Annotated in this window: 22 protein-coding genes and 1 pseudogene; 14 read left to right on the plus strand and 9 right to left on the minus strand. The window is 53.7% G+C overall.

The features are described 5' to 3' along the window. Window positions 1–140 precede the first annotated feature (140 nt). Window positions 141–677, plus strand: coding sequence for a peptide-methionine (S)-S-oxide reductase MsrA (msrA, locus tag LJN55_RS23610; protein ID WP_227536506.1), 537 nt, complete (start codon window positions 141–143; stop codon window positions 675–677). Here the strand turns inward: msrA and LJN55_RS23615 are convergent, their stop codons facing one another. Further along, window positions 678–2,048, minus strand: a complete 1,371-nt coding sequence (locus LJN55_RS23615; RefSeq protein ID WP_133846729.1) for a DHA2 family efflux MFS transporter permease subunit — start codon at window positions 2,046–2,048, stop codon at window positions 678–680. A 111-nt stretch (window positions 2,049–2,159) separates the two neighbouring features. Here LJN55_RS23615 and LJN55_RS23620 point away from each other — a divergent pair, with 111 nt between their 5' ends. From LJN55_RS23620 to LJN55_RS23640, 5 genes are all read left to right on the plus strand, one after another. After that, entirely contained in the window at window positions 2,160–3,059 is a 900-nt protein-coding gene (locus LJN55_RS23620) for a LysR family transcriptional regulator (RefSeq protein WP_227536507.1), read from the plus strand. A 109-nt stretch (window positions 3,060–3,168) separates the two neighbouring features. Further along, the gene (locus LJN55_RS23625) at window positions 3,169–3,882 is read left to right on the plus strand and encodes an SDR family oxidoreductase (protein ID WP_227536508.1); all 714 of its coding nucleotides are present in this window, start codon (window positions 3,169–3,171) and stop codon (window positions 3,880–3,882) included. 1,111 nt (window positions 3,883–4,993) lie between these two features. Beyond that, complete coding sequence (gene parA, locus LJN55_RS23630) at window positions 4,994–5,620, plus strand: ParA family partition ATPase (RefSeq protein ID WP_133846726.1); 627 nt, start codon at window positions 4,994–4,996, stop codon at window positions 5,618–5,620. Continuing rightward, window positions 5,617–5,829 (plus strand): plasmid partition protein ParG, encoded by a 213-nt coding sequence (locus tag LJN55_RS23635; protein WP_227536509.1) that lies wholly within the window; start codon window positions 5,617–5,619, stop codon window positions 5,827–5,829. Before parA ends, LJN55_RS23635 begins: the two co-directional genes overlap by 4 nt. A 1,218-nt stretch (window positions 5,830–7,047) precedes the next feature. Further along, window positions 7,048–8,031: a replication initiation protein gene (locus LJN55_RS23640; protein WP_133846724.1), complete on the plus strand. Its 984-nt coding sequence runs from the start codon at window positions 7,048–7,050 to the stop codon at window positions 8,029–8,031. A gap of 498 nt (window positions 8,032–8,529) precedes the next feature. Here the strand turns inward: LJN55_RS23640 and LJN55_RS23645 are convergent, their stop codons facing one another. Further along, entirely contained in the window at window positions 8,530–9,618 is a 1,089-nt protein-coding gene (locus LJN55_RS23645; protein WP_227536465.1) for an oxidoreductase, read from the minus strand. Window positions 9,619–9,812: 194 nt separating this feature from the next. Here LJN55_RS23645 and LJN55_RS23650 point away from each other — a divergent pair, with 194 nt between their 5' ends. The 3 genes from LJN55_RS23650 (at window position 9,813) to LJN55_RS23660 (ending at window position 13,472) form a co-directional block, all read left to right on the plus strand. Then, window positions 9,813–10,877 carry a sugar ABC transporter substrate-binding protein gene (locus LJN55_RS23650; RefSeq protein WP_133846722.1) on the plus strand — a complete coding sequence of 355 codons (1,065 nt, stop codon included), beginning with the start codon at window positions 9,813–9,815 and terminating at the stop codon, window positions 10,875–10,877. 10 nt (window positions 10,878–10,887) lie between these two features. Then, window positions 10,888–12,132 (plus strand): LVIVD repeat-containing protein, encoded by a 1,245-nt coding sequence (locus LJN55_RS23655; protein WP_227536466.1) that lies wholly within the window; start codon window positions 10,888–10,890, stop codon window positions 12,130–12,132. Between the two features lie 146 nt (window positions 12,133–12,278). After that, entirely contained in the window at window positions 12,279–13,472 is a 1,194-nt protein-coding gene (locus LJN55_RS23660; RefSeq protein WP_227536467.1) for a CobW family GTP-binding protein, read from the plus strand. Between the two features lie 31 nt (window positions 13,473–13,503). On the opposite strand, the gene LJN55_RS23665 is transcribed toward LJN55_RS23660, so the two are convergent. Continuing rightward, the gene (locus LJN55_RS23665; protein ID WP_265106046.1) at window positions 13,504–14,727 is read right to left on the minus strand and encodes a methyl-accepting chemotaxis protein; all 1,224 of its coding nucleotides are present in this window, start codon (window positions 14,725–14,727) and stop codon (window positions 13,504–13,506) included. 298 nt (window positions 14,728–15,025) lie between these two features. Then, window positions 15,026–15,934, minus strand: coding sequence for an EamA family transporter (locus LJN55_RS23670; protein ID WP_133846718.1), 909 nt, complete (start codon window positions 15,932–15,934; stop codon window positions 15,026–15,028). Window positions 15,935–16,049: 115 nt separating this feature from the next. Between LJN55_RS23670 and LJN55_RS23675 the strand changes: the two genes are divergently transcribed. The 5 genes and pseudogenes from LJN55_RS23675 (at window position 16,050) to LJN55_RS23695 (ending at window position 19,456) form a co-directional block, all read left to right on the plus strand. After that, window positions 16,050–16,820 (plus strand): AraC family transcriptional regulator, encoded by a 771-nt coding sequence (locus LJN55_RS23675; protein ID WP_227536468.1) that lies wholly within the window; start codon window positions 16,050–16,052, stop codon window positions 16,818–16,820. A 38-nt stretch (window positions 16,821–16,858) separates the two neighbouring features. Beyond that, a pseudogene (locus LJN55_RS23680) lies at window positions 16,859–17,326 on the plus strand (integrase core domain-containing protein); the annotation flags it as partial. 150 nt (window positions 17,327–17,476) lie between these two features. Next, window positions 17,477–17,716: a ParD-like family protein gene (locus tag LJN55_RS23685; RefSeq protein WP_159338387.1), complete on the plus strand. Its 240-nt coding sequence runs from the start codon at window positions 17,477–17,479 to the stop codon at window positions 17,714–17,716. 5 nt (window positions 17,717–17,721) lie between these two features. After that, on the plus strand, window positions 17,722–18,501 hold the full coding sequence (gene map / locus LJN55_RS23690) for a type I methionyl aminopeptidase (protein ID WP_133846709.1): 780 nt from the start codon (window positions 17,722–17,724) through the stop codon (window positions 18,499–18,501). 586 nt (window positions 18,502–19,087) lie between these two features. Then, a complete protein-coding gene (locus LJN55_RS23695; RefSeq protein WP_227536469.1) occupies window positions 19,088–19,456 on the plus strand; it encodes a hypothetical protein in 369 nt (122 codons plus the stop codon). A gap of 254 nt (window positions 19,457–19,710) precedes the next feature. Here the strand turns inward: LJN55_RS23695 and LJN55_RS23700 are convergent, their stop codons facing one another. From LJN55_RS23700 to LJN55_RS23720, 5 genes are read right to left on the minus strand one after another with little or no spacing between them, the layout of a single operon-like run. Further along, window positions 19,711–20,814 carry an alkylhydroperoxidase domain protein gene (locus LJN55_RS23700; RefSeq protein ID WP_227536470.1) on the minus strand — a complete coding sequence of 368 codons (1,104 nt, stop codon included), beginning with the start codon at window positions 20,812–20,814 and terminating at the stop codon, window positions 19,711–19,713. After that, window positions 20,811–21,842 carry a putative FMN-dependent luciferase-like monooxygenase gene (locus LJN55_RS23705; RefSeq protein ID WP_227536471.1) on the minus strand — a complete coding sequence of 344 codons (1,032 nt, stop codon included), beginning with the start codon at window positions 21,840–21,842 and terminating at the stop codon, window positions 20,811–20,813. The genes LJN55_RS23700 and LJN55_RS23705 overlap by 4 nt, the downstream gene beginning before the upstream one ends. Continuing rightward, complete coding sequence (locus tag LJN55_RS23710; RefSeq protein ID WP_227536472.1) at window positions 21,839–23,458, minus strand: dipeptide ABC transporter ATP-binding protein; 1,620 nt, start codon at window positions 23,456–23,458, stop codon at window positions 21,839–21,841. Before LJN55_RS23710 ends, LJN55_RS23705 begins: the two co-directional genes overlap by 4 nt. After that, window positions 23,455–24,315, minus strand: a complete 861-nt coding sequence (locus LJN55_RS23715; RefSeq protein ID WP_227536473.1) for an ABC transporter permease — start codon at window positions 24,313–24,315, stop codon at window positions 23,455–23,457. The genes LJN55_RS23710 and LJN55_RS23715 overlap by 4 nt, the downstream gene beginning before the upstream one ends. Then, entirely contained in the window at window positions 24,312–25,256 is a 945-nt protein-coding gene (locus LJN55_RS23720) for an ABC transporter permease (RefSeq protein ID WP_167863530.1), read from the minus strand. Before LJN55_RS23720 ends, LJN55_RS23715 begins: the two co-directional genes overlap by 4 nt. Between the last annotated feature and the right edge of the window lie 5 nt (window positions 25,257–25,261).

Here is a 25,261-nt window from a genome sequence, read left to right on the forward strand (position 1 = left end):
TTGGGGGATGACCTGGGTTGATCGCGATATCAGCGACTGTGCGGCCTGAGCGAAAAACGCATTGACCTTGCGAGGTAACACGCTAAGGTGATTCTTATATCAACAGCCCAACAGCAGGAATGTTCCTGAAGGAGTGACAGATGGCGACAGAATACGCAACCCTCGCCGGAGGCTGCTTCTGGTGTACCGAAGCGGTGTTTAAACAGATTAACGGCGTGGAGTCACTGGAGAGCGGTTACATTGGCGGTCATACCGAGAATCCGACATATAAACTGGTCTGCAATGGCGATACCGGACATGCGGAAGCGATCCGCATTGCCTTTGACCCGGAAAAAGTCAGCTATGGCGACCTGCTGGATATCAGCTTCGCCACGCACGATCCCACTCAGTTGAACCGCCAGGGCAACGATATAGGTACCCAGTACCGTTCGGCTATTTTCCCGAACAGCGTCAGCCAGGCAGAAGAAGCCAAAGCGGCCATCGCTCGTGCGCAGGCTGAGCACACTGATCCGGTGGTAACCACCATCGAAGCCGATGCCACCTGGTATCCGGCCGAAGACTATCACCAGGATTACTGGGCAGGTGAAGGCCAGGAAAATCGTTACTGCCTGGCGGTGATCCCACCTAAGCTACAAAAACTGCGTAAGCGTTTTGCGGCAAAAACCGTCACGGGTTAACTATCCCCCCGCGCCAGCGGATGCAGGGCTGGCGCGGCGTATTGAGATTGCCGCCGTTATCATCCCCATCACAGACAGTACCGCCAGCAGCCACATGACCCATTGATAGCCCTGAACCGCCCCGCCCGCCTGATACAGACGCGTCGCCACTGCGAGGCCCAGCGCCCCCCCCAGGTTATGCAGCGTCCATGAGATCCCGATCCCCTGCCCGTGCTGTGACGGAGGCAATGCGCCCAGCGCAGCGGCAACAGAAGGCCCAAGGATCGCGCCCCATCCCATGCCCATCAGAACAAAAGCCGTTATCACCCAATACACCGACTGCGTGCTGCTGAAAGTGCTCTGCAACAGTGCGGATGCCGCCAGCAGCGTGAATCCGCTTGCCATAATCGGCCAGGGCCCGAGGCGATCGCCCAGCCTGCCTGCCAGCGGAGAAACCAGCGCCATCACCAGCGTAACTGGCAACAGCATCAGACCAAGCTGCGCGTCATTTAATGCATAAAGCTCAATCAGCCTGAATGGCATCAACATAAATGCCACACAGTAAAAAATCGCCAGCAATACGGATAATCCACAAGCCCGGCGAAATGTCTTCTCCCGCAGCACGCTGAAATCGATCAGCGGCTGTTGCGTGCGCCGTTCCACCCGCACAAAAGCGGCCAGCAACAGGATGGCGATGCCCAGCGTCACCAGTGAAGGCAGACTCAGCCAGCCCCAGCGCGCGACAAAACTTGCCCAGAGCAGCAACGGCACCAGTCCACTTACCATCAGCAACCAGCCGGGGTAATCCAGCCGCAGGTGACGACGCACGGAATGCCCCGGGATATTGCCGACGCAAAGCGCAAAGCTGAGCAGAATAAAGGGCACATTCAACAGAAAGATGGAACGCCAGCCAAACTGACTGACCAGCAGCCCTCCTGCCACCGGCCCCAGCGCGAGGCCCACGCCGTTGGCCGCAAACAGCAGTCCCAGCGCCCTGCCCCGCTGTGATGCCGGCATCACCTCCACCAGGATCGCGGCTGTCGCGGTATACAGCACGGCACAGCCTGCCCCCTGCAACAGACGAAAGAGATTAAGTATCGCCAGATCGGATGACAGTCCGGCACCCAGCGACGCCAGACCAAATCCGATTATGCCGGTATACAGCACCTGCCGCTGTCCGAAATGCTCGGCGAGGCGGGCGGTGAGAACCATGCAGCAACAGAGCGCCATGACAAACAGGGTCATCGCCCACTGGACTGCATCCACACCCACGGAAAACTGCCGCTGCAGCGCAGGCAGCGCGGTGTTGACGATGGTGAAATCAATGCAACCGAGAAAACTGGCCAGGCAGATACCGGCCTGTAAACGGAACAACTGTGACGGGTTTGTCATAGCAAAAGATGCCTCAAATCAGAATGCCACCAGCGTGACACGATTTAATGTCTTCATTTACGCGATTATTTCGCCATACTGACGAATTAATATCGCCAGTCAGGTGTGCGTATGATTAACAGCGACAGACTTAACAGTATCCGTGCCTTCGTTCAGGCCGCCCAGGCGGGTGGCTTCAGCCTGGCGGCTGAACAGCTTGGCCAGTCCCGTTCCACCGTCGGTAAGGCCGTCGCGCGGCTGGAATCCCGCTTGCAGGTAAAGCTGTTTCAGCGCACTACGCGTTCACTTTCCCTCACCAGCGAAGGTCAGCGTTTTTATGAGGACTGTCTGCAGATTCTGGCCAGCCTGGATGCGGCAGAGAACCGCCTGGCGCAGCACGCCCGTGAACCTGCCGGGCGACTGCGGGTCAGTGCCCCTCCCCTGTTTGGTGAGAAATGGGTGCTACCGGTGTTAATGCCGCTGACACAGCGCTGGAATGCACTGGCACTCGATATGCAGTTCTCCACCCAACGTATTGACCTCGCGGCTGAAGGCGTCGACCTGGCGATCCGTATTGGCGATCCGGGCCGGCATGCCGATTTGACGGCGCGTCATCTGGGGTCACAGCCGTTGCTACTGTGCGCCTCTCCGGCTCTGGTAGGTAAGGTTCTGCAGATAAACAATCTGGATGACCTCAGCGCTTACCCGCACCTGACGCTACTCGAACAGGAGCGTTCTCAGCCGTGGTTACTGAAGAATCAGCAAGATGAACTACTGCACTGGCCGCCCGCTGAACGGCTGCGTCTCAGTACCATGAGTGCCGTGTATGCTGCCTGTAAAGCAGGACAGGGTATTGCCCAATTGCCGCACTGGCTGGTGAATGACGATATACGCGACGGGCGGCTGGTTGAGATCCTGCCGCAGAGCCGGGGCAGCAGCCTGCCGATCTATGCGGTATGGCTGAAAACGCCGGCGATGCCACAGCGACTGCGCTACGCCATTGATGCCCTGCTGGCCGCCTTTCCTCATTAATGGCTACCAGGAGTAATGCCGCCCGCTGGTAATGCTAAGCAGAATATGTCGTTCGTCTGTATTTTGCATGGGTGGTAACGTCGGAGGATTCCATCAAGAGGAGAAACCTGTGAATCAACCCCTTCAGCGTCCTGTTGCTGTCGTGACTGGCGGCACCAGTGGTATAGGGCTGGCGATAGTCAGAGAACTGGCGGTGAGTCATCTGGTGTATGCGGTTGGCCGTTCAGCCTCTGCACTGGCCGCACTGGAACAGTATGAACACGTGGAAGCGGTCAGTCTGGATTTGCTGGATAATGATGCAGTCCTGAAATTTGTCTCTCGTCTACCTGCGCTGGATGTCCTGATACACTCAGCCGCGATTTCCGAACGGCTCACCGTTGAACAGGCAACCCCTGCATTGTGGCAGAAACAGTTCGCCATCAACCTTTTTGCGCCAGCCGAGCTGACACGCCTGGCATTACCTGCCCTGCGTCAGCAGCAGGGCCAGGTTATCTTCATTAATTCCGGTTCAGGCACGCTGGCACTTGCCGGACATGCCGTCTATTCCGCCAGTAAATTTGCTCTCAATGCGCTGGCTCATGCGCTGCGCACGGAAGAGAGTCAATACGGCGTTCGGGTCTCAACGGTTTCTCCGGGCCCAACGGATACCCCGATGAATCGCACCAGCCGCGAACGTGCCGGCGACTTCGCTGCCATCGACCCACTCGCCTACAGCACGCCAGAATCAGTGGCTGCCGCAGTGCGACTGGTGGTGAATGCTACTGAGGATACGCAGATTACCGATGTGGCGGTTCGTCCACGTCGTGACAGTGCCCACCGTTAACCGAGGAGGACAGTATGCAACCGGCTTTTTTTTTCACACTGAAACGGCATATCCGCTTCAGTTACTGGAACGAGCTGTGCGAATAATCCGCTGACTGAACCCGGCCGGACATTGCTTCCTGTTATCTGACAGGGAGCAGTGCTGGCTGGTTTCTTCATCTTCCCCTCCCCCTGCCCTGACTCTTTTTTGCCTCCCCCTTTATCATTGAAATCAACATAACCTGCAATGCACGTATTGTGACGTCTGATAACGACAGGATTCAGGGATTCAGGGATTCAGGGATTCAGGGATTCAGGGATTCAGGGATTCAGGGATTCAGGGATTCAGGCAGATTTTTTCCGGGCACGCTGGGTATTACCAGCATCTCAGCATCTCAGCATCTCAGCATCTCAGCATCTCAGCATCTCAGCATCTCAGCATCTCAGCATCTCAGCATCTCAGCATCTCAGCATCTCAGCATACTCAACCAAGGCAGAGTAATGATGTCAACGAAATGATTGCAGGATTGCAGGATTGCAGGATTGCAGGATTGCAGGATTGCAGGATTATTTTGAACGGATATCAGGGCAGGGGAAACATAAAACTATCCATCTCAAGGTGAGCTAATCACATCATCCTGGGATTCCATAATCCTGAAATCCTATGATTCACACACTGCGTGTTACAGCCTTTAATTCCGTTAAGTGGTTCGTTCGCAGTACTGTCAAACTCCTCACGGTGAAACCGAGAAGCGCGATTCCCATAAGGCTTCACATTAAGAGCGATAATAAAGAAAAAGCACTCAGGGGAGAAATTTATCGCTGAGATAATGATGCACGCAGTCATCATTACAGATGATTAGCCGTTCAGGCTGACGTCATAGCCTACAAGCCCGATGGATAATGCCAGCATATAACCCTATGATTACATGATTACATGATTACATGATTACATGATTACATGATTACATGATTACATGATTACATGATTACATGATTATCGAATGTCAGGATATTGTTTACAACTGGTTATTACGATATTCTGGCATCTCAGAATCCTAAGATTTTAATATCATAGAATCCTGGGATTACATAATCCTGAGATTCCAGCCTGAAACCTGCAGGAGTGCGTCATGGCGACAAAAATCATCTCTTTCCTGAACGGGAAGGGCGGGGTAGGGAAGACCACAACGTCCATCAATATTGCCACGTGTCTTGCGCGCAAAGGGCACCGTGTTGTCATGGTCGATACCGATCCTCAGGGCAGCATCAGCAACTGGTACGACGAAACAAAATGCAAATTTGATCTTGCAGAAGCCGCCTCAGAAAAAGAAGTCTATACCGTCCGTAAGCAGCTGAAGGATTACGACTACGTCGTTATCGATGGTGCAGCCGCCATCACTGCAATTTCCTCCGCAGCTGTTATGGTCAGTGACCTGGTACTGATCCCGGTAACACCTTCCCCCCTCGATTTTGCCGCCTGTGGCGCTATCCTGGCCGTGGTCGAGGCAAGGGAGAATCTGCAACCGGTGATAGCACGCTTCCTGATCACCAAAAAAGTGGCCTCTACACGCATGCTGGAAGTGCTGAAAGAGTCGATCGAGGATACGGGGGTTCCAGCTCTCAGAACAGCCACAACGCAGCGCCAGGTTTATATCCGCACGATGCTGGATGGCGGGACCGTATTTGATACCACCGACGGCAATGCGAAAGGGGAGATTGAAGTGATGACGAATGAGATCCTGGAGTTACTGGCATGAAAATGAAACTCGGACAGCACCGTCAGCTGGCGCCTGCACTGGATGCTGTCAGCAAACCTGTCGGCGGAACAGTGAAAAAACTGCAGACGAACATCGATGAAGAGTTGCACCGTCGCTTCAAAACAACCTGTTTCCTGCAGGGGCGTGAAATGAAAGATGTCCTGACTGAGCTTATTGAGGGCTGGCTGCCTGAGAACGAAGCCAGATAGCAGACATCCTCATCCCCTGATCATGCAAACGATCCTTTCTGGCTACGATTACCGATAGTAAAACGGATCGCCTGAAAGGATCCTGCTTCAAAAAAAGATCCCATAGTGTTTGTTTTTCTTTTTATAGTTTAGATCTTTCTCTTTTAGGGCCCGATTTCATTTTGATAATCAACAGATTACAGAGCAATATGTGGAGTGATTTCCTGCGCCAGGTGGAGTGATTTTATGCTCTATGTGGAGTGATTTCCTGTTATATGTAGAGTTTTTTCCTGTTGATAACTTTCTGATTTATCAGAATATTATTATGTGGAAAAATTTCCTGTTGATAACTCTTTCCCCGATCCTGTCTGACGATCCCTCGGCTCTCATGCTTTCATCCTCCTTCTTTCCGCTAATATGTGGATAAATTTTCTGTTCCCGTGCCATAAAAAGTGACTGTGTCACATTAACGCAGACGCTGATGCCAGACAACAATACGACAGCATGAGATAGTTATTCAGTGCAGCCAATAAGTTAACCGTCATCGTTACCGGAAACGTGGAAGGATTTTCTGATCATCAGATTGAGCATCCCTTATGTGGAAGAATTTTATGTTTGCGGGTGTTCAGCCCTCTGAAAACTAAAAGTGGAATGATTTTCTGTTGCTCAGCGGATAGGTGACCATGTCACTTTATTCGTATATGTGGAAAGATTTTATGCAGCTCGCCACAAGCGACACATCGGTGAATGAAACGTGGAAAGATTTCCTGTGATACGTGGAGTGATTTTCTGCAAAAGGCCGTTTACACGGCTGAGTAGATCACTAACATCAACGGCAGGGAAGGGCGATAATGTCTTATGTGGAAAGATTTTATGATGGCTTTATCTATAACCATATGAAAATTAATAATAAAAAATACTTTGGAACATCTATGCTGCAAAAAACGTCTGAATCCGGAGTTTGTCTACAAGAGAAGTTACCTGTGTGGAAAGATTTTCTGTTCCTGTTGGGGGGCTAATGTGGAGTCTTTTTCTGTTGGAAACTGAATGAAGAACGATCCTTTGGGTGGGATAAATGATCCATGCGAGTGCATATGTGGAAGTATTTTATGTTTGAATATGACGGTGCGCCGTTTAACTTACTGATTTAAAATAGGTAATAACTGTTATTTTTCACTTTACCTCAATAATTTTTGTGTGGAATACTTTGCTGAACATTCCACAAAGGGATCCTGCTACATGGAGCTGAACAAACTGACCGTTGTGCAAGGTAATGATCTCCTTGAAGGGGCTTACAGCGTCACGCTTGATGAAATGCGTTTGCTGAACCTTGCACTGGCACAGATCGACAGCAGGAAGCCCCAGCCCGATGCGCTGTACCGCCTTTTTCCTCATGATTATCAACGTATCTACGGCCTTAACCCAACCAGCAGCCATCGCCAGTTGCGGGAAGCAGCCGAGAGCCTGATGAAAAAACCGGTCACCATCTACCTGCCCGATCGTAAAACGGGCAAGATGCGTACCGTTCAGCTATCGTGGTTTTCTCGTCTTGAATACGTGAGCAGCGATGAGCAGAGTGCTGTCGTTCTCCGCTTTGGGCAGGATGTCGCTCCCTATCTCTATGAGTTGAAAGAGTCCTTTACCAAGCTGAATTTTGCCAATATTGCCAAGCTCGACACGTCATTTTCCGTGCGGCTTTACGGCTGGCTGATCAAAGCGAAAAACCTCTATGGACGAAAAAGCAGTAAGGCGATTGAGGTGACGCTGGCACTGGACTGGATGCGGGAAAAGGCCGGATTACAGGGGAAATACGAGGACTATCGCGACTTCCGCCAGAAATTGCTTGAGCCGACGCTGGCGCGAATCAATGCCAATACGGATATTTCCGTGATCTGGGAGCCGATCAAAAAAGGTCGTACAGTCGTATCGATTAAATTTTCCTATGTGGATGAATCCACTCCGGAAGCCAGTAAGCCGCTGCGGCCGAAATTTCCCCGTCGCCCGCGTGCAGTGGTGGGATCGGAGCTTGAAGGTGACTGGGCACGGCGTTGCATCACTATCATGGAACAATACCGCAATCGTCTGACAACGTACGATCAGAGCGAGAAAGTTCCACTGACGGACGTCAGGAAACTGGCGGGGTGGTACAAGATTATCGGTGATAAAATCAGCCATAAGCGAGTGATGAGCGAAGTGACTGAACGTGCCAAAAAACCTCAGTAAAATCAGTTTGTTTCCTTTTTAAGGATGGAAGTTTTGCAGGGGTTAAACGAAGTTACTCACCGTATTATCCCCCGTTTCTGTGGATAAAATTTCGTAGCCAGCGGTGGGGCTTCGTTTGAAAACAGATTCGGTAGATGCATTTCCTCACGTAAGAAACCTCACTGCCTCATATTTACTCCATTCAACGTTCCTCTTCTGGTCTGCAGCGAGTCGGTATTCCGCAGGAAAAAATTGTTCGCTTTGAGGCTATTGAAGATCCTCAGGGAGGCATAGGTTGTGCCTCATCCTATTCTAAGGATGAATTTTACCGGGTTGAATTTGCCCTCTCCAACAGTTATCTGGTGAACCGGCCCTATTACGGCAGGCATCATTGCCGGACGTGACAGAAAATTTCTCCACATTAAGCGTATTTTCGCCGTTGACGGGAACCTTCCTGATGTGGAAAGAAAAAAAACTTATTGAATAATAAGGCTTTTCAGCCGTGTGACTCACACTTGTTTACTGGCCGAGAGCTTCTACCGTGATAAATGCGGCGCGCAGGCTTTCAGCCGTTACCGGAACGGGCAGGGCATGAATCGACTCTGCCGGGCGCAGTGTGTGTGCAATCACCTGGTCAATCTCCGTGTGGTTATTGATGTCAACACCCAGCGCTGCCAGTGTGGTGGGCAGATTAAACTGCTGGTAGGCGGCAATCAGCTGTCGGGCGGTATCGATCTGCGATAACAGTACACACTGCACCAGGATGCCGTAGGCCACTTTTGTGCCGTGCAGATAACGTACAGTCTGAGGCAGGATCGTCAGACCATTGTGGACTGCGTGCGCCGCAGCAATGCGCGTGTAGCGCTCCCCCAGCCCACCGACCATCCCACCGCCCGCGATAATGGCATCAATAACATCACGGAAATTCTGGCTTAATACGCCATTGCGCTGATCCTCCAGCGCAGCTGCGCTCTGGTTTAGCAGAACATCACGCAGCGTGGCCGCCGTGTCGATCCCCAGCCGTACCGTCAACGGCAGGGTATCTGGCTGCGGGGCCAGTACCACCGCTTCATACCATTTCGCCAGCGTGTCGCCAATCCCGGCCAGCAGATATTCCACCGGAGCGCGTAGCACTATTTCAGGTTCCACCAGCACCAGATGGTTGGCATCGTTGAATACTTCATAATGCGATGCCTGACCGGCGCTGATGTACCAGACAGAGAGTGGCGTCCAGGCCGCGCATGTCGCGGCAATGGTGGGAATGGCCACACAGGGCACATCCAGCCGCCGGGCCAGCGCTTTGGCGGTGTCCAGCAGGGCACCTCCACCGACACCGATCACCACCTGGCGATCTTCACCGGCAGCCTGTGCCAGCGCGATGAGATCCGGATCGGTACAGTGCCCGCCAAACGGCAGGTGACGTGCACCCGGCAGAGAGAAACTTTCGGGTAAAAAGGGGTGTGTCGCGGCAATGGCACGTTCACCATAGATCCAGACGGCGCGGGAAAGCTGTTCCTGATGATAAAAATCGTCCAGACGCAGCAGGGCACCAGGATGAGAATAGTAATTGGCCGGGCCGACCACGACCTGAATATCGGTATTGTTCATAAAAAGTCCTTTGTTTCTTTCTATCCTGGGGCTGTGGCCGGTGTGAGGCTAATACTTTTTTTATAGCTTTATATTCTTTTTACTTCTTTGTCAGTGGGTTGGCTGCTGTGAAAAAGTGACAGGCCGGGCCGTCAGCGACTGCGGCCACTAAAAACGATACGTCACTTTTCTTATTCCGCTACAGGGATTTTTACATGAAACCACTTATTCCTTTACTGGCACTCTGGGTTGCCAGCGTTTTACCGGTTCACGCCGCCACGCTGGTTCCGGTACCTGAAAAAATTGCCAGCCATAATGGCCCGGTACGTATTGCGGTGATCCGCAATCTGGGGTCGGACGATAACACGACTCAGTTCGTCCAGGGCGCAACCCAGCAGGCGAAAGCGCTGGGGTTTAAAGTCAGTACCTTTTTAAGTAACGGTGACGATGCCCGTTTTCAGGACTTCGTGAATCAGGCCATCAGCCAAAAATATGACGGTATTATTTTGTCTCAGGGGCGCGCACCTTATTCCAGTGCCCTGATTAAACGCATTGCCGACAGCGGTATTGCCGTGTCGGTATTTGATACGGCGGTTGATGGCGAGATCCCGGGTGCCACCGTAACCCAGCAGGACGATGCCTCGCTGACCACGCTCTCCTTTGGCCAGCTGATCAAGGACCATAACGGCAAAGCCAACATTATCAAGCTGTGGGTGGCGGGCTTCCCGCCGATGGAACGTCGCCAGGCAGCCTATAAAGCGTTGCTGCAGGCGAACCCGGGTATTCATGAGCTCGAGTCAGTGGGTGCCGTCTCGTCCGATGTACAGGGCGATACCGCTAACAAAGTGGGCGCCTTACTGGCCAAATATCCCAAAGGGAAAGTGGATGCGATCTGGGGAACCTGGGATGCTTTCACACAGGGTGCAGTCAAAGCGTTAAAAGAGAACGGACGTACCGAGATCAAAGTTTACAGTATCGATGTCTCTAATCAGGATTTGCAACTGATGCGTGAAGCCGGCAGCCCGTGGAAAGTCACTGCGGCGGTGGATCCCAAGTTGATCGGCGCCACAAACGTGCGTCTGATCGCACTCAAACTGGCGGGTGAAGTGACACCTGCGACCTATGACTTCAAAGCCACTGTGATCCCACAGGCGCTGCTGGTCAGCCAGCCAGGTCCGGTAAATGTGGCGGGTCTGAGCAAGGTGATCCCGGGCTGGGGCCAGACGGAAGATTTTATCGCGCCGTGGTTCGCCACGCTGGAAGCGAAGTACAAAAAATAAGGAGTGGCAGATGAGTAACGCGCTTCCCGTGCCGGAATACAGCCGCAATATGCGGCTGATCGGCCACAGCGATCAGGGTGGACGCCCTGATGGTGTCCAGCTGATGGTCCATCGTGGCTATGCCTATATCGGCCATATGGTGTCACAGGGTTTCTCGGTGGTTGATGTCCGTGATGCCAAAAATCCCCGTACGGTGGCGTATATTCCCGCGCCGCCAGGCACCTGGAATGTGCATCTTCAGGCTCATGACGACCTGTTATTGGTGATTAACGCCCGCGATCTGTTTGCTGACGTCCGTTTTGCCGATGAAAAGGTGTACTACACCCGTTCGGTTGGTGAAACGGTCAGCGATGTGAAGGACAAAGGCTGGAGTGCCGGGCTGCGCATTTTCGATATCTCCACCCCTGACAAACCCCGTGAGATCAGTTTCCTCTCCCTTAACGGCATCGGTATTCACCGTATCTGGTACGTGGGTGGCCGCTGGGCCTATGTCTCGGCACTGATTGACGGCTTCAGTGATTATATTTTCCTGACCATTGATCTGGCCGATCCGCGTAAACCGGAAGTGGCCGGGCGCTGGTGGTTGCCGGGCATGAACACGGCTGCCGGAGAGATGCCGGACTGGGAAGAGGGCAGGCGCTACGCCCTGCACCATGCCATCATCAGCGGGGATGTGGCCTACGGCAGCTGGCGTGACGGCGGGCTGACGCTGCTGGATGTCAGTGACCGGTCAGAACCTAAGCTGATCAGTCACCGTAACTGGAGCCCGCCGTTTGGGGGCGGGACGCATACCGCGCTGCCGCTGCCGGACCGGGATCTGCTGGTGGTGCTGGATGAGGCGGTACTGGACAATCAGGAGGATGGTGAAAAGCACATCTGGCTGTTTGATATTCGCGATAAAGCCAATCCGGTCAGCATCTCTACCTTCCCGCAGCCTGACGAACGGGACTATGTGGCAAAAGGGGCGCATTTTGGCCCGCATAATCTGCATGAGAACCGTCCCGGCAGCTTTATCAGTTCGACTCTGATTTTTGCCACCTGGCAGAATGCTGGTGTCCGGGCCTTCGATATCAGCAACCCTTACCGCCCGGTGGAAACCGGTGCGCTGGTGCCTGCTGCACCGGATCGGATGATGGATACCCGTCCCGGCCGTCCGCAGGTGATTCAGTCCTGCGACGTTTTTGTTGATGCTCAGGGGGTTATTTACAGTACCGATTATAACGGCGGGCTGTCGATTATTGAATATCTTGGGTAATGACTGAACCCTCGCTGAAGGCGCCGATCCCGGCGCCTTTTTTATTGTCACGCCATCGGGATACTCTGCTTATGATGCTGCTATTTAAATTGTTATGATATAACATACATATTATCTCACTCGTCATATTCAGGATCACACGGCCGATGCAGCGCATACCCTTAACCATCCTCAATGGATTCCTCGGCGCAGGGAAAACAACCCTGCTGAAAAGCCTGCTGTTGCAGGCGCACCGGCAGCATCTGTTGGTCAGTGTGATCGTCAATGATATGAGCGAGCTGGATATCGACGGTGTGCTGATTGCCAATACGGAAATTGTCGGACGTGAAAAACACAATTTCATCACCGTGTCGGCCGACAGCATCAGCAGCCCCGGCGGCATAGCAAAACTGGCCACCGCGCTGGATGAGCTGATTGCACAGAACCGGCCGGACCATCTCTTTCTGGAGACCTCAGGCAGCAGCCACCCGCTGCCGCTGATTAAGCTGTTGCGCCACCATCCTCATGTCAGGTTGCAGGGGCTGCTCTCCCTGATGGATGCCGTGATGCTGGAAAATGATTATGCCGGGGGGAGTACGCTGCTTCCCCGCTGGCAGGAGAATGTCCGTCAGCAGCGGCGGGGGGTTGAGGATCTGTTGGCCGAACAGTTGCTGTTTTGCAGCCAGTTATTGCTGACCAAAGTCGACCGTCTGCCCACCGACAGCGTGATAAATATTGCCCGCACGCTCCATACAATCAATCCCGGCGTGGCCATTGTGGCCCTCCCCTGGGGCAACATTGAGCTGGACGATGTGCTGGCGATGCCCGACTACGATTTTCAGCGGGTCGCCACACTGATTGAGGAGCTGGAAGTGGCGATTGAGCATCCGGCAGACCACCAGTCGTACGATATTGAATCGCGGGTGATCCACGACGAACGTCCTTTCCACCCGCAGCGCCTGTGGGATACCTGGCAGCAGCATCTGGGTGAGGGCATTCATCGTAGTAAAGGCTTTTTCTGGCTGCCTGGCCGTGACGATCTCGCGCTGCTGTGGAATCAGGCCTCTGGCAGTATCAGCCTGGAGTTTATCAGCTACTGGAAAGCCGGCGTGCTGGCACATAAAGACAATCGTCTGAATGACGAGGAGCGCCATATTTTACAACAGCAGCTGGAAGCGATGCCCGGACGTTTTGGCGACCGTCGTTGCAGCCTGACGGTGATCGGGCAGCGCCATCAGCTGGATGATTTTTGCCAGGCGCTGCGACGTTGTTTTCTGACGGAAGAGGAAATTGACTGGTGGCAGTCCGGGGGAGAATTTATCGATCCCTGGCCACAGCGGGTAGGGCGGTTGAAGAGCTAAAGATCAGCGTTAGATTTATTCCACAGCGCCCCTACTTGCCTGAAAGGTGCTGTGAAACGTCATCAATTGCACTGACTACCCTGGCAGAATTCTCCTGAATCTGAACGATAATCCCCCCGGCCTCCTGCACCAGCGAAAGTCCCTCGTTGGCACTGACAAGGTTTTTGATAATATTATTCTGTGCCTGCACGGCTATTGCCTGATTTGTCTCAAGCACGCTGGCTATCTCCAGGCTGGCTTTATTCATGTTAGCGGCCAGCAAGCGGACTTCATTCGCCACCACAGCAAAACTGCGCCCATGCTCTCCGGCTCTGGCGGCCTCTACAGCAGCATTTAGTGCCAGAAGATTCGTCTGTTCAGATATCCGGCTGATCGTCTTAATCAAATTCCCGATGCGGAATGATTCGCTATTTAGACAGGAAATGTTCTCAGAAACGCTGTTGAGTCCTGCCACTACGGTATTCACCTTGCCCGATGTTTTTTCTATAATATCGACGCCTGCCAGTGTGTTTTTACTGCTTTCCTGTGCGGCGTTATAGGCATGATTTGCGGCCTTTCTCTCCTGTAACTGTTTAAGGACCTGAGGGGTGACGTCGGTCGCAAATTTGACAATTTCATTCAGATTTTTTTCTTCATCAAATACTGGATTATAGGTTGCCCGCAGCCATACGGCACGCCCTTGCTTGTCCGAACGCTGGAACTGTCCTGAGACAAAATTTCCTGCGCGCAGCTGCTTCCAGAAATCCTCATACTCACGGCTGTGCTTAACCTCTGGTAAGCAGAAGATACTGTGATGCTGACCAATAACCTCGCCAGCGCTGTAGCCCATGGTTTTGAGGAAATTGCCGTTGACTCTTTTAACGTTGCCCTCCAGGTCAAAAGCAATGACCGCCATAGAACGTTGTATGGCGTTTGTCATTGCACGTTGCTCCTGGGCATCGGCAATCCGTTGGGTAATATCAGATGCAAGCTTGACTATTTTTATCGTTTTCCCCCGGTCGTTGAGGACAGGAACATAATGAGCTTCAAGCCAGACCGGCTGACCGCTCTTCGTCAGTCTGAGGAACTTATCGCTGAAGCTCTCACCTGCAGCAAGGCGTTTCCAGAACCGGTCATAGTCAGGAGAAAGCAATGTTGATTGGGCACAAAAAATACGATGATGCATGCCAGCCACATCGTTCAGTGAGTAACCCATCTTTTCGAGAAACAGGGTATTTGCTGTTATCACCTTACCTTCAGGGGTGAACTCAATCATGGCGATGGCGATGGCGTTGGCAAGCGATGAAAGCGTGCTTCGTTCTCATGACGGCCGCGAGAACAGCCTGTTAAAGAATTTAAAAAGGTTCTTAGCAGCGTACCGGCTTCAAAGGGTGGCAACTCATGTGCGCACCGTTTAGTTGCGCACAGGGAGTAATTAATCAGGTTACATTTATATAGCTCGCAAGTATATAGCGCGCTATAAATATAGTTACTGTGAGTGTATCTTCATATCAGGAGGCCGAGTTACCCGTACCAGCGGGTGTGAACTGCCATCTGATCTAATAATTTAAAACTTAAAGGGAGGCGTGTTTCTTTGTCCTGTGCGCCATGCCCTTTTTCACAACCACTGCTTTGCCTCGCCTCATCCCAACAATGAGCGCAAGCAAAATTATTGCTATGGAAGCCCAGCCCCAGGCACCCGGTTTTTGATGGATGATGAAAACAGAGCTAATTGTTCCAAATACAGGGATCAGCAGTGACAACGGCGCCACTCGGGATGCCGGATATTCACGCAGCAGCAGATTCCATCCCCAATAGCAGAAATGGGTGGCTGCATACACCTGGAATGTCAGAGAAAAGACTTCCACGCTACGCATACCAGGCAAGAGAGCGTAGAACGGGGCGGTCCCGTGCCACCACCATGTCATCACCAGGAGAGGGATGGGGGAAAAAATGCTTGCCCATACAACGAAAGCGAATATCTCTTTGACTTTGGATAGCTTGATGATGATATTGCCAACACTCCAGGCTACCGCACTGATCATCACCAGAATAAAACCGATTGTCGTGGATTTTCCCGGGCTTTCCATCAGTATGCAGACCAACCCGATTGCAGCCAAAAAAAGGCCGATCAGTTGTGGCCATGTCAGACTTTCACGAAACAACAACACACCCCAGCCAAGTGTAAAAAACGCGCTAAATTGTATTAGCAGAGCTGCACTACCGGGCGGCACCCCCATTGAAATACCCAGATTGATCAATGCCCACATGGCTGCGCCGAAGATCAATCCATATGCAACCAGCCAGCGCAGTGCAACCTGGGGGCGTTTAATAAAAAACACCAGCGGAAATGCGGTAAATGAAAATCGTATAGCGGTCAAAAGCAACGGATCAATTCTGGCCAGCCCAAGTTTGGTTATTGGGAAGTTGATCCCCCATATTGCCGTGACCAATATGGCAAGGATAATGTGTTTTCTGTGCATGACTGGCGACCCTTATTCTCGAATTATGAAAGACTTCCTTTAATATCCGACAAAGATGCCATCGACCGGTGTGGCCTGCTTTCTTTTTTAGGTCGATTATGTTTAAAATTGGGCCATGCAAACCGATCCCTGTGATGTATACGAAGACACGCCTCTCGATCTGGTGGTGACGAAGAAGGACTACGCTGATGGCGAACTGTTCCCCAGGCATAGCCATCTGAGGGGACAGTTCGCTTATGCTGCCTGCGGTGTCATCACCGTCGAAACTGAACGGGGTAACTGGGCCGTCCCACCACTCAGAGCAATCTGGGTGCCTGCGGGTATGCCCCATGCCATGCACATGCGCGGGCCTGTGACTATGTTGAATACCTATATTCGTCCGGACGCTGCGCAACGCCTGGGTTTTCCCCTTCATTGCCAGGTTTTTGGTGTATCTCCACTGGTCAGGCAACTTCTTGAAAACGCTGTTGACGTACCGGCTCTCTTTCCTGCCAGCGGGCGTGATGGTTACCTGTTGGGGCTGCTGCTCCATGAGATCGCCAGACTACCCCCGTTATCGCTTAACGCTCCTATGCCTGATGAACCGCGTCTTGCCCGTGCGTGCAATGTGTTTTTGAATGCACCTTCTTTGGAAATGGGGATTGACGATATGGCAGAATGCTCTGGTATGAGTCGGCGTACATTCACGCGGCAGTTCCGCCTGCATACGGGAATAAGTTTCATCGAGTGGCGACAGCAGGCTTGTCTTCTGGCTGCTGTGGTTCGTTTAGGGAACGGGGAGTCCATCACGCGCGTTGCCCTGGAGCTTGGATATAGCAGCCCTGGCGCTTTCTCGACGGTCTTCAAAAGTGTGTTGGGTGAGAACCCAAGTCGATACTTTTTCTGATCATGTAAAACAAAGGAATGAAGTAGATGAAAATCGTTGAGTTATTGCAGTGTGGCCGACGTTTTCGGACTTTCAACGTCGTCGATGATTTTAACCGTGAAGCTCTGGCTATCGACATTGACCTGAATATCCCGGCGCAGCGGGTCGTGCGGGTGCTGGACAGAATAGTAGCAAACCGTGGATATCCACTGAAGATGCGGATGGATAACGGGCCGGAACTGATATCACTGGCACAATGGGCTGAAGAGCGTGGCGTGATGCTGGGATTTATCAAGCCGGGTAAGCCAACACAGAACGCGTTTATAGAACGGTTTGCTCGAACGTACCGGACCGGAATACTGGATTTTTATCTGTTGAGAACACTGAATGAAGCACGGAAAATAACGGAACGCTGGCAGACTGAGTACAACAGTGAGCTACCTCATGAGTCCCTGAATAACCTGACGCCGCAAGAATACCGTCTGATGGCTGAGAAACAGGAAATCTCAAAAAGTGCCCGGAACTAAAGCTGTGATACTTTCAGTAGCAGCATGGGTTTCATTCACGATGTTCAAACGATATAAATCTCGCTGATAAAATCATTCATCACACACAAATAGCCATCACCCCAAAAACCTGTCAGTATACATTCCATATATGTTTCGTATAGGTGCCATATGGGAATCGTCAAAATTTCCGACCTGATGCATGAGAACCTGCGCATTGCCAGCCAGGCGATGAGTCGTTCGATCAATTCACAGGCGGAGCACTGGTTAAAAATCGGCATGCTGGCCGAGCTCTATCCCACGCTCACGCATCATGAACTGGCCAGAGCGCTGGTGCAGGCAGAGCTGGATGGGGGGATGGAGATGGCCCGTATTCTCAATGGCGACGTGAAAACAGAAAAGGCGGTCTGAAAACGATGGTAACTCTCCACTCTGCTGATGAAATCGAACGTGCACGCGCAGCGGGCCATGCCGCGGCACAGGTCCTGGCAATGATCGTTCCCTTTGTGCAGGCCGGTGTGACGACCGATGAACTGGATCGGCGCTGTCATGACTATATTGTCAATGAACTGGGCATCATCCCGGCGAATATTGGCTATCACGGCTACACCCGCACCCTGTGTACCTCCGTGAATCACGTGGTGTGCCACGGCATCCCGGATAACAAGGCGTTGCAGGAAGGGGACATCGTGAATATTGATGTTGCGGTAATCAAAGATGGCTGGTTTGGTGATACCAGCCGCATGGTGTTTGTCGGAAAACCTTCAGAACAGGCGCGGCTGCTGGTTGAAGTGACTTACCAGTCACTGCTGGCGGGGATCCGGGCGGTACGTCCGGGTGCCCGGCTGGGAGATGTCGGTGCTGCCATCCAGCAGGTGGCGGAAAAAGCCGGTTTCTCGGTGGTGAGGGACTACTGCGGGCACGGTATTGGTCAGGTTTATCACGATACGCCAGATGTGCTGCACTACGGCACGGCAGGGCGCGGGATGCGACTAAAGCCGGGAATGATTTTTACCATTGAACCGATGATTAATGCTGGAAAGGAAGAGACCGATGTACTGTCCGATGACTGGACGGTGGTGACGCTGGATGGTTCGTTGTCCGCACAGTGGGAACACACGATTGCGGTGACGGAAACGGGGTTTGATTTACTGACGCCGTGGCCGGATGGCACGGGGCAGTACCCGGCGGTGTAAACAACAGGGTGAAGCTTCTTCACCCTGTTTTACAACAAGCACTGATAGCTGCCTTTTAAACTATCTATTTTTATTGGTTTTTTTCTTGGCCATAAAAAAATTACAATACAGCTGATTAGTAGTATGGAAATGCTTGTTAAAAACCATCTATCGGGAGAAAGTATAAATGAAAGTAAACAAACGAAAATGACATATAACTCAATAAAAAAATAATCAATAAGTGATTTTATGAAAAAGTTATTTTTGAGCATTTTTGTTTTCTGCTTTTTGGAAGATAAAGCGCGAAATTAAGTATGATACTACACTTGATATTACCAACAGTAGAATAAAAAACGAATCAAAGTCGCTCTCAGAGCTAAAAATGTTTGTTGTTTTGGCAATGCGGTAAATTATATCAGATGGAAAGAATTTAAAGATAAGAATGAGGGCAGTGGTGATGACCACTATGAATGTGATTAGCAAGGTTAGTGTGAAAAAATCCATTTCTTCAAAGTACAAACTCCTGTATTGTAATTTCCGCATATAATACTACATCTGATAGAAAAGGAAATCTATTATGTGATTAGCATCACATCTTAAAGTTAAAATGGAATCGGAACGAAGCGCAGCGCTGGCTCTGGATAAGGCTGCAGAAGCTTTCAGAACGGGTAGTACTCAAGTTCTTAATGATGTTAGAGGTGGATTTGAGAGGGCAACCTGGTACGGTTCATGCCTGTTTGACAGATATAATGATGTATGTTCTGAACTCAATAATGAGAATAAAAGGTTTTTCTTATCTATTTCTGAAGTTTATAAAAGAAATGATGTGATATTAGATATGGTAAAAATATATTTGAACTATGAATTGGACAAAGTTGATGGGAAAAACAATCTTATTCAAGAGTTAGATGGAAAAATACTACGCGTAAAAATTATGGAGGATTTATTTTGTCTAAATGGATATCAAAGAAGCTGAGTTTTGTCTTTATTTTCATGTTATTTACCATTGCTTTTTTTGAACTATTTTTTAGATTTATTCCAATAGATATCGCTGATAAGTTTGCATCTTATTCAAATCCTTTTTACATCTTTAGTAATCTTAGTGTCATTGTCGTCGCGCTTATATTGATATCTTTAGCCGCAACAATATTTCTACATTCGATAATATTTCGAAAAAACAATAAGTGATATAAGGGTGAAACTTCTTCACCCTGTTTTGCTATACGCAGCTTACGCGGCGGGCACGAAAGGTTCGCCCAGCGTCAGCATCAGGCGGTTGGCCCAGGCGAAGAACGCGGTGGACTGCACCAGATCGAGTAACTCCAGTTCGCTCAGCCCCTGGGCGCGCAAGGTCTCCAGCTGTGCCAGACGGGGTGTCGGCGGCGTGGCTGAGAGGGACGCGGCAAGGTCGATGATCGCCAGCCAGCGGTCATCCTGATCGGCCGCCAGCGGCTGGCCCGGCGCGATATCAATAAAACGCTGCACGTCTTCCGGCTGTTTCGAGAGTTGTCCCGCCTTACGCGCATGAACAGAGGCGCAGAAGATGCAGCCGTTGACTTTACTGGCCACCGTTGCAGCCAGCTCACGCTCTTTGCGCGGCAGTCCGGCTGCTGTATAAAAAATCCCTTTATCCGTCAGCGTGCGCTGTTCCAGCAGCGGCAGGTTACGTGCCAGCAGGCGGAAGTAATCAGACTCTGAGTGACCGAATTTTGCCAGCGTGGCCTGCTCGACCGCATTAAATTCCGCCAGAGGTTTGGCGGCCAGCCACGGTTCCCAGCCCAGCTCATCACGGGTAAAGCGCACGGGCGCCTGCTGGCCACTCAGCGTGTGCGGTTCGGTGCGCCAGACGGCGGCCGGAGTCCGCTCGACAGTGCCTGCGGCCACATCTTCGCCACCCAGCAGGCGCAGGCCGCGTAATAGACGGCTCTGGAAACTCACAAACGCCACCAGCTGTGACAGCGTCACGATAGCGGCGGCTGACCATCCTGCCTGCTCCAGCTCGCGCAGATGCTCAGGCTCAGCGGCTGCGGGTTTAAATGTCAGCCGCTCCGCGTGAGCCAGTGCGCTTTGCCACTTTGTTTCCGGCTGCGCCCCGGCCTGGCGTGCGGCGTAATGCTCTGCCAGGCGTGATTCGCCGTGCCAGTGGGCCACCTGCTGGGCAATCGCCAGCCGTGCGATCAGGGGGAAGTCATCGCCGTTGTGTACAGAGAACAACACCTCGTAGCTGCCCTGAGTATGTTCAGTGGCGGCATCACGCGTCTGGCGTGCGGCGGCCAGTGCACTTTCCGGGGCGATCCCGGCCAGCTGTTGCAGTAAATCAATGGACTGTGTCATACGGTTTCCTTGTGGGAGAAGGCGGTAACAGGGGCGCGCCAGCCAAGCGCCGGGGCGACGTCAGTGGCCAGCAGCTCAATGGAGGTCAGGATCTGCTCGTGCTGTGGATCGATCGAATGCACCTGGAACGACACGTCAGTGACACGGGCCAGGGCGGTGTCGCGCTGCAGGGATGTGACCACCTGTTGCGGCGTACCGAGATGCACATCGAAGGCGGCAATATAATCGTCCAGCGTATTCCCCGGCACCACATGGCCCGCTGCACGATGTTGCATAGCCTGTGCCGTCAGGCCTGGCAGTGCCAGGCGGCGTGCTTCTGCCCCGTCGCGACTGACGAAAGCCGTACGCGAGGCAAGAATGCGGGGAATCGTCCCTGCGGGGAGCGCCGCGAGATAGGCATCGATCATCGGGTTCTGTATCTCATCCAGCGGCAGAAGAGGGGTGCCGACAGGCCGCGGCTGCGTGCGCGACAGCATCAGGCCATGCCCGGCTGCACCGGCGCGGGCGGCACCCGCCACGGAGAAGGTCGCCTGCCAGATGCGTTCTGCCAGCTGTGGTGCGGCCGGGTAGAGGCGGTTGTCGTCATGGCCCAGGGTATCACCGCCCCAGGCCTGTAGCAGGGTGTTCAGCCCGGTATTAAAGGCGGCGGCGCGCTCATCAAAGGTCAGCCCGAACGGCAGAAATGACGTGTGCGTTCCGCCGGAACCCAGCCCCAGCTCCAGACGCTGGTGGCTCAGCAGGTCGAGCACGGCGGCGTCTTCTGCCACGCGCAGGGCATTTTCCATCGGCAGAGTGATAATGGCCGTGCCCAGGCGGATACGCGAGGTCTGCGCCGCCACACTGGCAAGAAACAGCAGCGGAGAGGGCAGGCCGCCTTCGTTCTCATGAAAGTGGTGCTGGGCGATCCAGGCGGTATCATAGCCCCAGCGCTCCGCGTGCTGGATCTGCAGGGTGGCGAGACGATAGCGTTCTCCGGCACTGGTTTTATCCAGCAGGCGGGTGAAAAACCCAAGGCGTTTGGTGGTCATGCGGTGTCCTTAGCGCGGGTCAGCGCAGGGATGGCGGCGATCAGTTCACGGGTATAATCGCTGGCCGGAAGCGAGAAAATGTCGGCAGTATTGCCGCAGTCAACCTGTTGCCCGGCACGCAGTACCGAAACGCTGTGCGCCAGCTGGCGAACCGTGGCGAGATCGTGAGAAATAAACAGATAGGTCAGCCCCAGCTCCTGCTGCAACTGTTGCAGCAACGTGAGGATCTGCGCCTGAATGGTGACATCCAGCGCGGAGGTGGCTTCATCCAGCACCAGGATCTGCGGCCGCAGCACCAGCGCCCGGGCAATGGCCACGCGCTGGCGCTGGCCGCCGGACAGTTCATGAGGCTTACGATCCAGCAGGGCGAGAGGCAGCGCCACGCGGCTGGCCACCTCTTCCACTCGCTGGCGGCGTTCTTCCCGGCTGACCGGAGCAAAGTTCAGCAGCGGCTCTTCAATCACCCGAAACAGCGTCTGGGAGGGATCGAGTGAGGCAAACGGGTTCTGGTACACCAGCTGGATCTTCTGCCGCAGCTGGCGCAGGGCTTCACCGTGCAGTCCGCTGATATCAATGCCGTCCAGCACGATGCGCCCGCTGTCAGCCTGCTGGAAGCCCAGCAGAATGCGGGCAAGAGTGGTTTTACCCGAGCCGGACTCGCCTACCAGCGCATGAGTGGTGCCACGTGCCACGCTGAAGGACACGTTGTTCAGCGCCTGAAAACCTTCCTCTTTGCCCAGGGAAAAGTATTTGTTCAGGCCGCTGATCTCGATGGCGGGCTGGGAAAAACTGGCTTCAGGCGGCGTGGCGAGCGTACCGGAAAGCGCAGGTGCATCGGCAAACAGCTGGCGGGTATACGCATGCTGCGGGCGGCGGATAATCGCATCGGTGCTGCCCTGCTCCTGAATCTCCCCCTGGCGAAACACCAGAATGCGGTCGGCTCGTGCCGCCGCCACCGCCAGGTCATGGGTAACAAACAGCACCGCCGTGCCGGACTCGCGCCGTAGCTCGTCAATCAGATCAAGAATGCGTTTTTGTACCGTAACGTCCAGCGCACTGGTCGGTTCGTCAGCAATGATCAGGGCCGGTTTCAGCGCAATGGCGATGGCAATCAGTACCCGCTGTTTCATCCCGCCGGAAAGCTGGTGCGGATATTGCCGTGTGCGCTGTTCAGGGTGTGACAGGCCGACGCGGGCGAGCAGGGCGATCACCCGTGCTTCGCGTTCCCGGCGTGACAGTCGTTCATGCAGCAGCAGGATCTCACCCACCTGGTCGCCAATGGTTTTCACCGGGTTCAGTGAACTGCCAGGGTCCTGTGGGATCAGGCTGATGCTGGCACCGCGCAGGGCATCCAGACGTTTTTGCGACCAGTGGGTGATCTCGGTACCGTTGAGCCAGATTTTCCCGCTCTCGCGTTCACCGTTTTGCGTCAGCAGGCCGATAATCGCCTGCGCGGTGGTGGTTTTACCGGAGCCGGATTCCCCCACCAGCGCCACCACTTCTCCACGGTTCACCTGGAAGGAAACATTGTGAACCACGCGTTTATGCTGCTGGCCACTGCGGTAGGCGATGTTGAGGTTCTCGATTTTCAGTACCGGAGTGATGGATTCGCTCACCGGCGGCCTCCTGAATAGTGATGGCTGATACGGTTAGCGGCCAGTACCACTGCCACGACGATCACGCCGGGGAAGGTGGTCAGCCACCAGGCGGTGGAGATGTAATTACGGCCTTCGGCAATCAGCAGGCCCCATTCCGGGGTCGGCGGCGGTGTACCGTAGCCAAGGAAGCTCAGCGTTGAAATTGCCAGAATCGCGCTGCCGAACTGCAGCGCAGAGAACGCCAGCACCGGAGTCAGTGAGTTCGGCAGGATATGACGCCACAGCACGGCGATAAAGGTGCCCCCGCTGCCGCGGGCAGCTTCAACGTATTCTGAGTGACGTACGCGCACCACTTCCGAACGGGCCAGACGTGCGAAATTCGCCACTGAGGTGATACCCACGGCAATGGCGGCGTTGACCGTGCCAAAGCCGAGCAAAATAATAATACTTAATGACAGCAGCAGGCCGGGGATCGCCAGCAGAACGTCGACCAGGCGCATAATCACGCCCTCGCTACGGCCGCCCAGCGATCCGGCGGTTACGCCCAGTAAGGTGCCGACCGTCAGGCCCAGGGCCACGGCCACCAGTGCCCCGCTCAGTGAATGGGAGGCGCCCCATACGATGCGGGCATACACATCGCGGCCCAGCTGGTCCGTACCCAGCCAGTGACCGGCCTGCGGTGCCAGACGCTGCGCGCCGGCAACGCCTTCCGTGCTGCTCCAGTCGGTGAACCAGCCGGGCACCAGTGCCCAGAGGATCACCAGAACCATCACTGCCCATGCCAGCGTCAGGCCCGGGTTCAGGCGCTGATACCACCCGCTGCCTGCACGGCGATGGCGGGTTCCTGTGATGCTGTTCAAATCCACCAGGCTCATGATGTCGCCCTCGTAAAATGTTTCAGTCGCGGATCGAGCAGCGGTGAGAACAGATCGACCAGCAGATTAATCAGCACAAACCCGGTCGCTGAAATCATCACTACCGCCTGCAATACCGCCACATCCTGATTGTTGACCGCCTGCTGAGTCAGCTGGCCGAGGCCGCTGAGACCAAAGACCGTTTCGGTGATCAGTGCGCCGGCAATCAGTTCACCCAGCAGCAGCCCGGCGATGGTCAGTACCGGTAGCAGGGCGTTGCGCGCCACGTGATGCCAGAGTACGCGCCGCTGGCTGGCACCTTTGGCACGCGCGACCGCCACGAACGGCTGGGTCTGGACCTGGTCAATACTGCGGATCAGGATCTGCGCCAGCGGGGCGGAAATCGGTACCGCCAGCGTGATGACCGGCAGGATCAGTCCGACCCATTCGCCGGGGTTAATAATCGGGATCCAACGTAGCTGGAAGGAAAATACCTGGATCAGGGCAATCCCCAGCCAGAAGGTCGGCAGTGAGATAAACAGCGACGGTAGCGCCTGCAGGGCATTACGCAGCCAGCGCAGGCCCACCAGGCTGGATGAGAAGGCAATCAGCACCGCCAGCAGGGTAGCCAGCAGAAACCCCGGCACGGCCAGGCGCAGGGTGGCGGGGAAATTCTCCGCCAGAAGCTCACTGACCGGCACCCCGGCCTGCACGGAGAAACCAAAGTCACCGTGCAGCATGCTTGCGAGGGTATGCAGATACTGCTGCCAGAGTGGCGTACTGGCACCGTAGGCCTGACGCATCTCTTCGATCTGTGCCGGGCTGAGGCCAAGGTCAGGATTCTGAAACTTAATCAGGATCGCATCGCCGGGCAGTACCTGGAGCAGAATAAAAGAGACGGTAAACGCCGCCCACAGTACCAGCAGTGCCTGCCCCAGCCGCCGGGTAAGATAACCGGTCATGGTGG

The organism is Erwinia rhapontici, from assembly GCF_020683125.1.
Taxonomy (GTDB): Bacteria; Pseudomonadota; Gammaproteobacteria; order Enterobacterales; family Enterobacteriaceae; genus Erwinia; species Erwinia rhapontici.

Excerpts from the sequence above, each read along its gene's own strand:
- msrA (WP_227536506.1), top strand. The coding sequence starts at position 141 with ATGGCGACAGAATACGCAACCCTCGCCGGAGGCTGCTTCTGGTGTACC.
- LJN55_RS23615 (WP_133846729.1), bottom strand. The coding sequence starts at position 2,048 with ATGACAAACCCGTCACAGTTGTTCCGTTTACAGGCCGGTATCTGCCTG.
- LJN55_RS23620 (WP_227536507.1), top strand. The coding sequence starts at position 2,160 with ATGATTAACAGCGACAGACTTAACAGTATCCGTGCCTTCGTTCAGGCC.
- parA (WP_133846726.1), top strand. The coding sequence starts at position 4,994 with ATGGCGACAAAAATCATCTCTTTCCTGAACGGGAAGGGCGGGGTAGGG.
- LJN55_RS23635 (WP_227536509.1), top strand. The coding sequence starts at position 5,617 with ATGAAAATGAAACTCGGACAGCACCGTCAGCTGGCGCCTGCACTGGAT.
- LJN55_RS23640 (WP_133846724.1), top strand. The coding sequence starts at position 7,048 with ATGGAGCTGAACAAACTGACCGTTGTGCAAGGTAATGATCTCCTTGAA.
- LJN55_RS23645 (WP_227536465.1), bottom strand. The coding sequence starts at position 9,618 with ATGAACAATACCGATATTCAGGTCGTGGTCGGCCCGGCCAATTACTAT.
- LJN55_RS23650 (WP_133846722.1), top strand. The coding sequence starts at position 9,813 with ATGAAACCACTTATTCCTTTACTGGCACTCTGGGTTGCCAGCGTTTTA.
- LJN55_RS23655 (WP_227536466.1), top strand. The coding sequence starts at position 10,888 with ATGAGTAACGCGCTTCCCGTGCCGGAATACAGCCGCAATATGCGGCTG.
- LJN55_RS23660 (WP_227536467.1), top strand. The coding sequence starts at position 12,279 with ATGCAGCGCATACCCTTAACCATCCTCAATGGATTCCTCGGCGCAGGG.
- LJN55_RS23665 (WP_265106046.1), bottom strand. The coding sequence starts at position 14,727 with ATGATTGAGTTCACCCCTGAAGGTAAGGTGATAACAGCAAATACCCTG.
- LJN55_RS23670 (WP_133846718.1), bottom strand. The coding sequence starts at position 15,934 with ATGCACAGAAAACACATTATCCTTGCCATATTGGTCACGGCAATATGG.
- LJN55_RS23675 (WP_227536468.1), top strand. The coding sequence starts at position 16,050 with ATGCAAACCGATCCCTGTGATGTATACGAAGACACGCCTCTCGATCTG.
- LJN55_RS23685 (WP_159338387.1), top strand. The coding sequence starts at position 17,477 with ATGGGAATCGTCAAAATTTCCGACCTGATGCATGAGAACCTGCGCATT.
- map (WP_133846709.1), top strand. The coding sequence starts at position 17,722 with ATGGTAACTCTCCACTCTGCTGATGAAATCGAACGTGCACGCGCAGCG.
- LJN55_RS23695 (WP_227536469.1), top strand. The coding sequence starts at position 19,088 with ATGGAATCGGAACGAAGCGCAGCGCTGGCTCTGGATAAGGCTGCAGAA.
- LJN55_RS23700 (WP_227536470.1), bottom strand. The coding sequence starts at position 20,814 with ATGACACAGTCCATTGATTTACTGCAACAGCTGGCCGGGATCGCCCCG.
- LJN55_RS23705 (WP_227536471.1), bottom strand. The coding sequence starts at position 21,842 with ATGACCACCAAACGCCTTGGGTTTTTCACCCGCCTGCTGGATAAAACC.
- LJN55_RS23715 (WP_227536473.1), bottom strand. The coding sequence starts at position 24,315 with ATGAGCCTGGTGGATTTGAACAGCATCACAGGAACCCGCCATCGCCGT.
- LJN55_RS23720 (WP_167863530.1), bottom strand. The coding sequence starts at position 25,256 with ATGACCGGTTATCTTACCCGGCGGCTGGGGCAGGCACTGCTGGTACTG.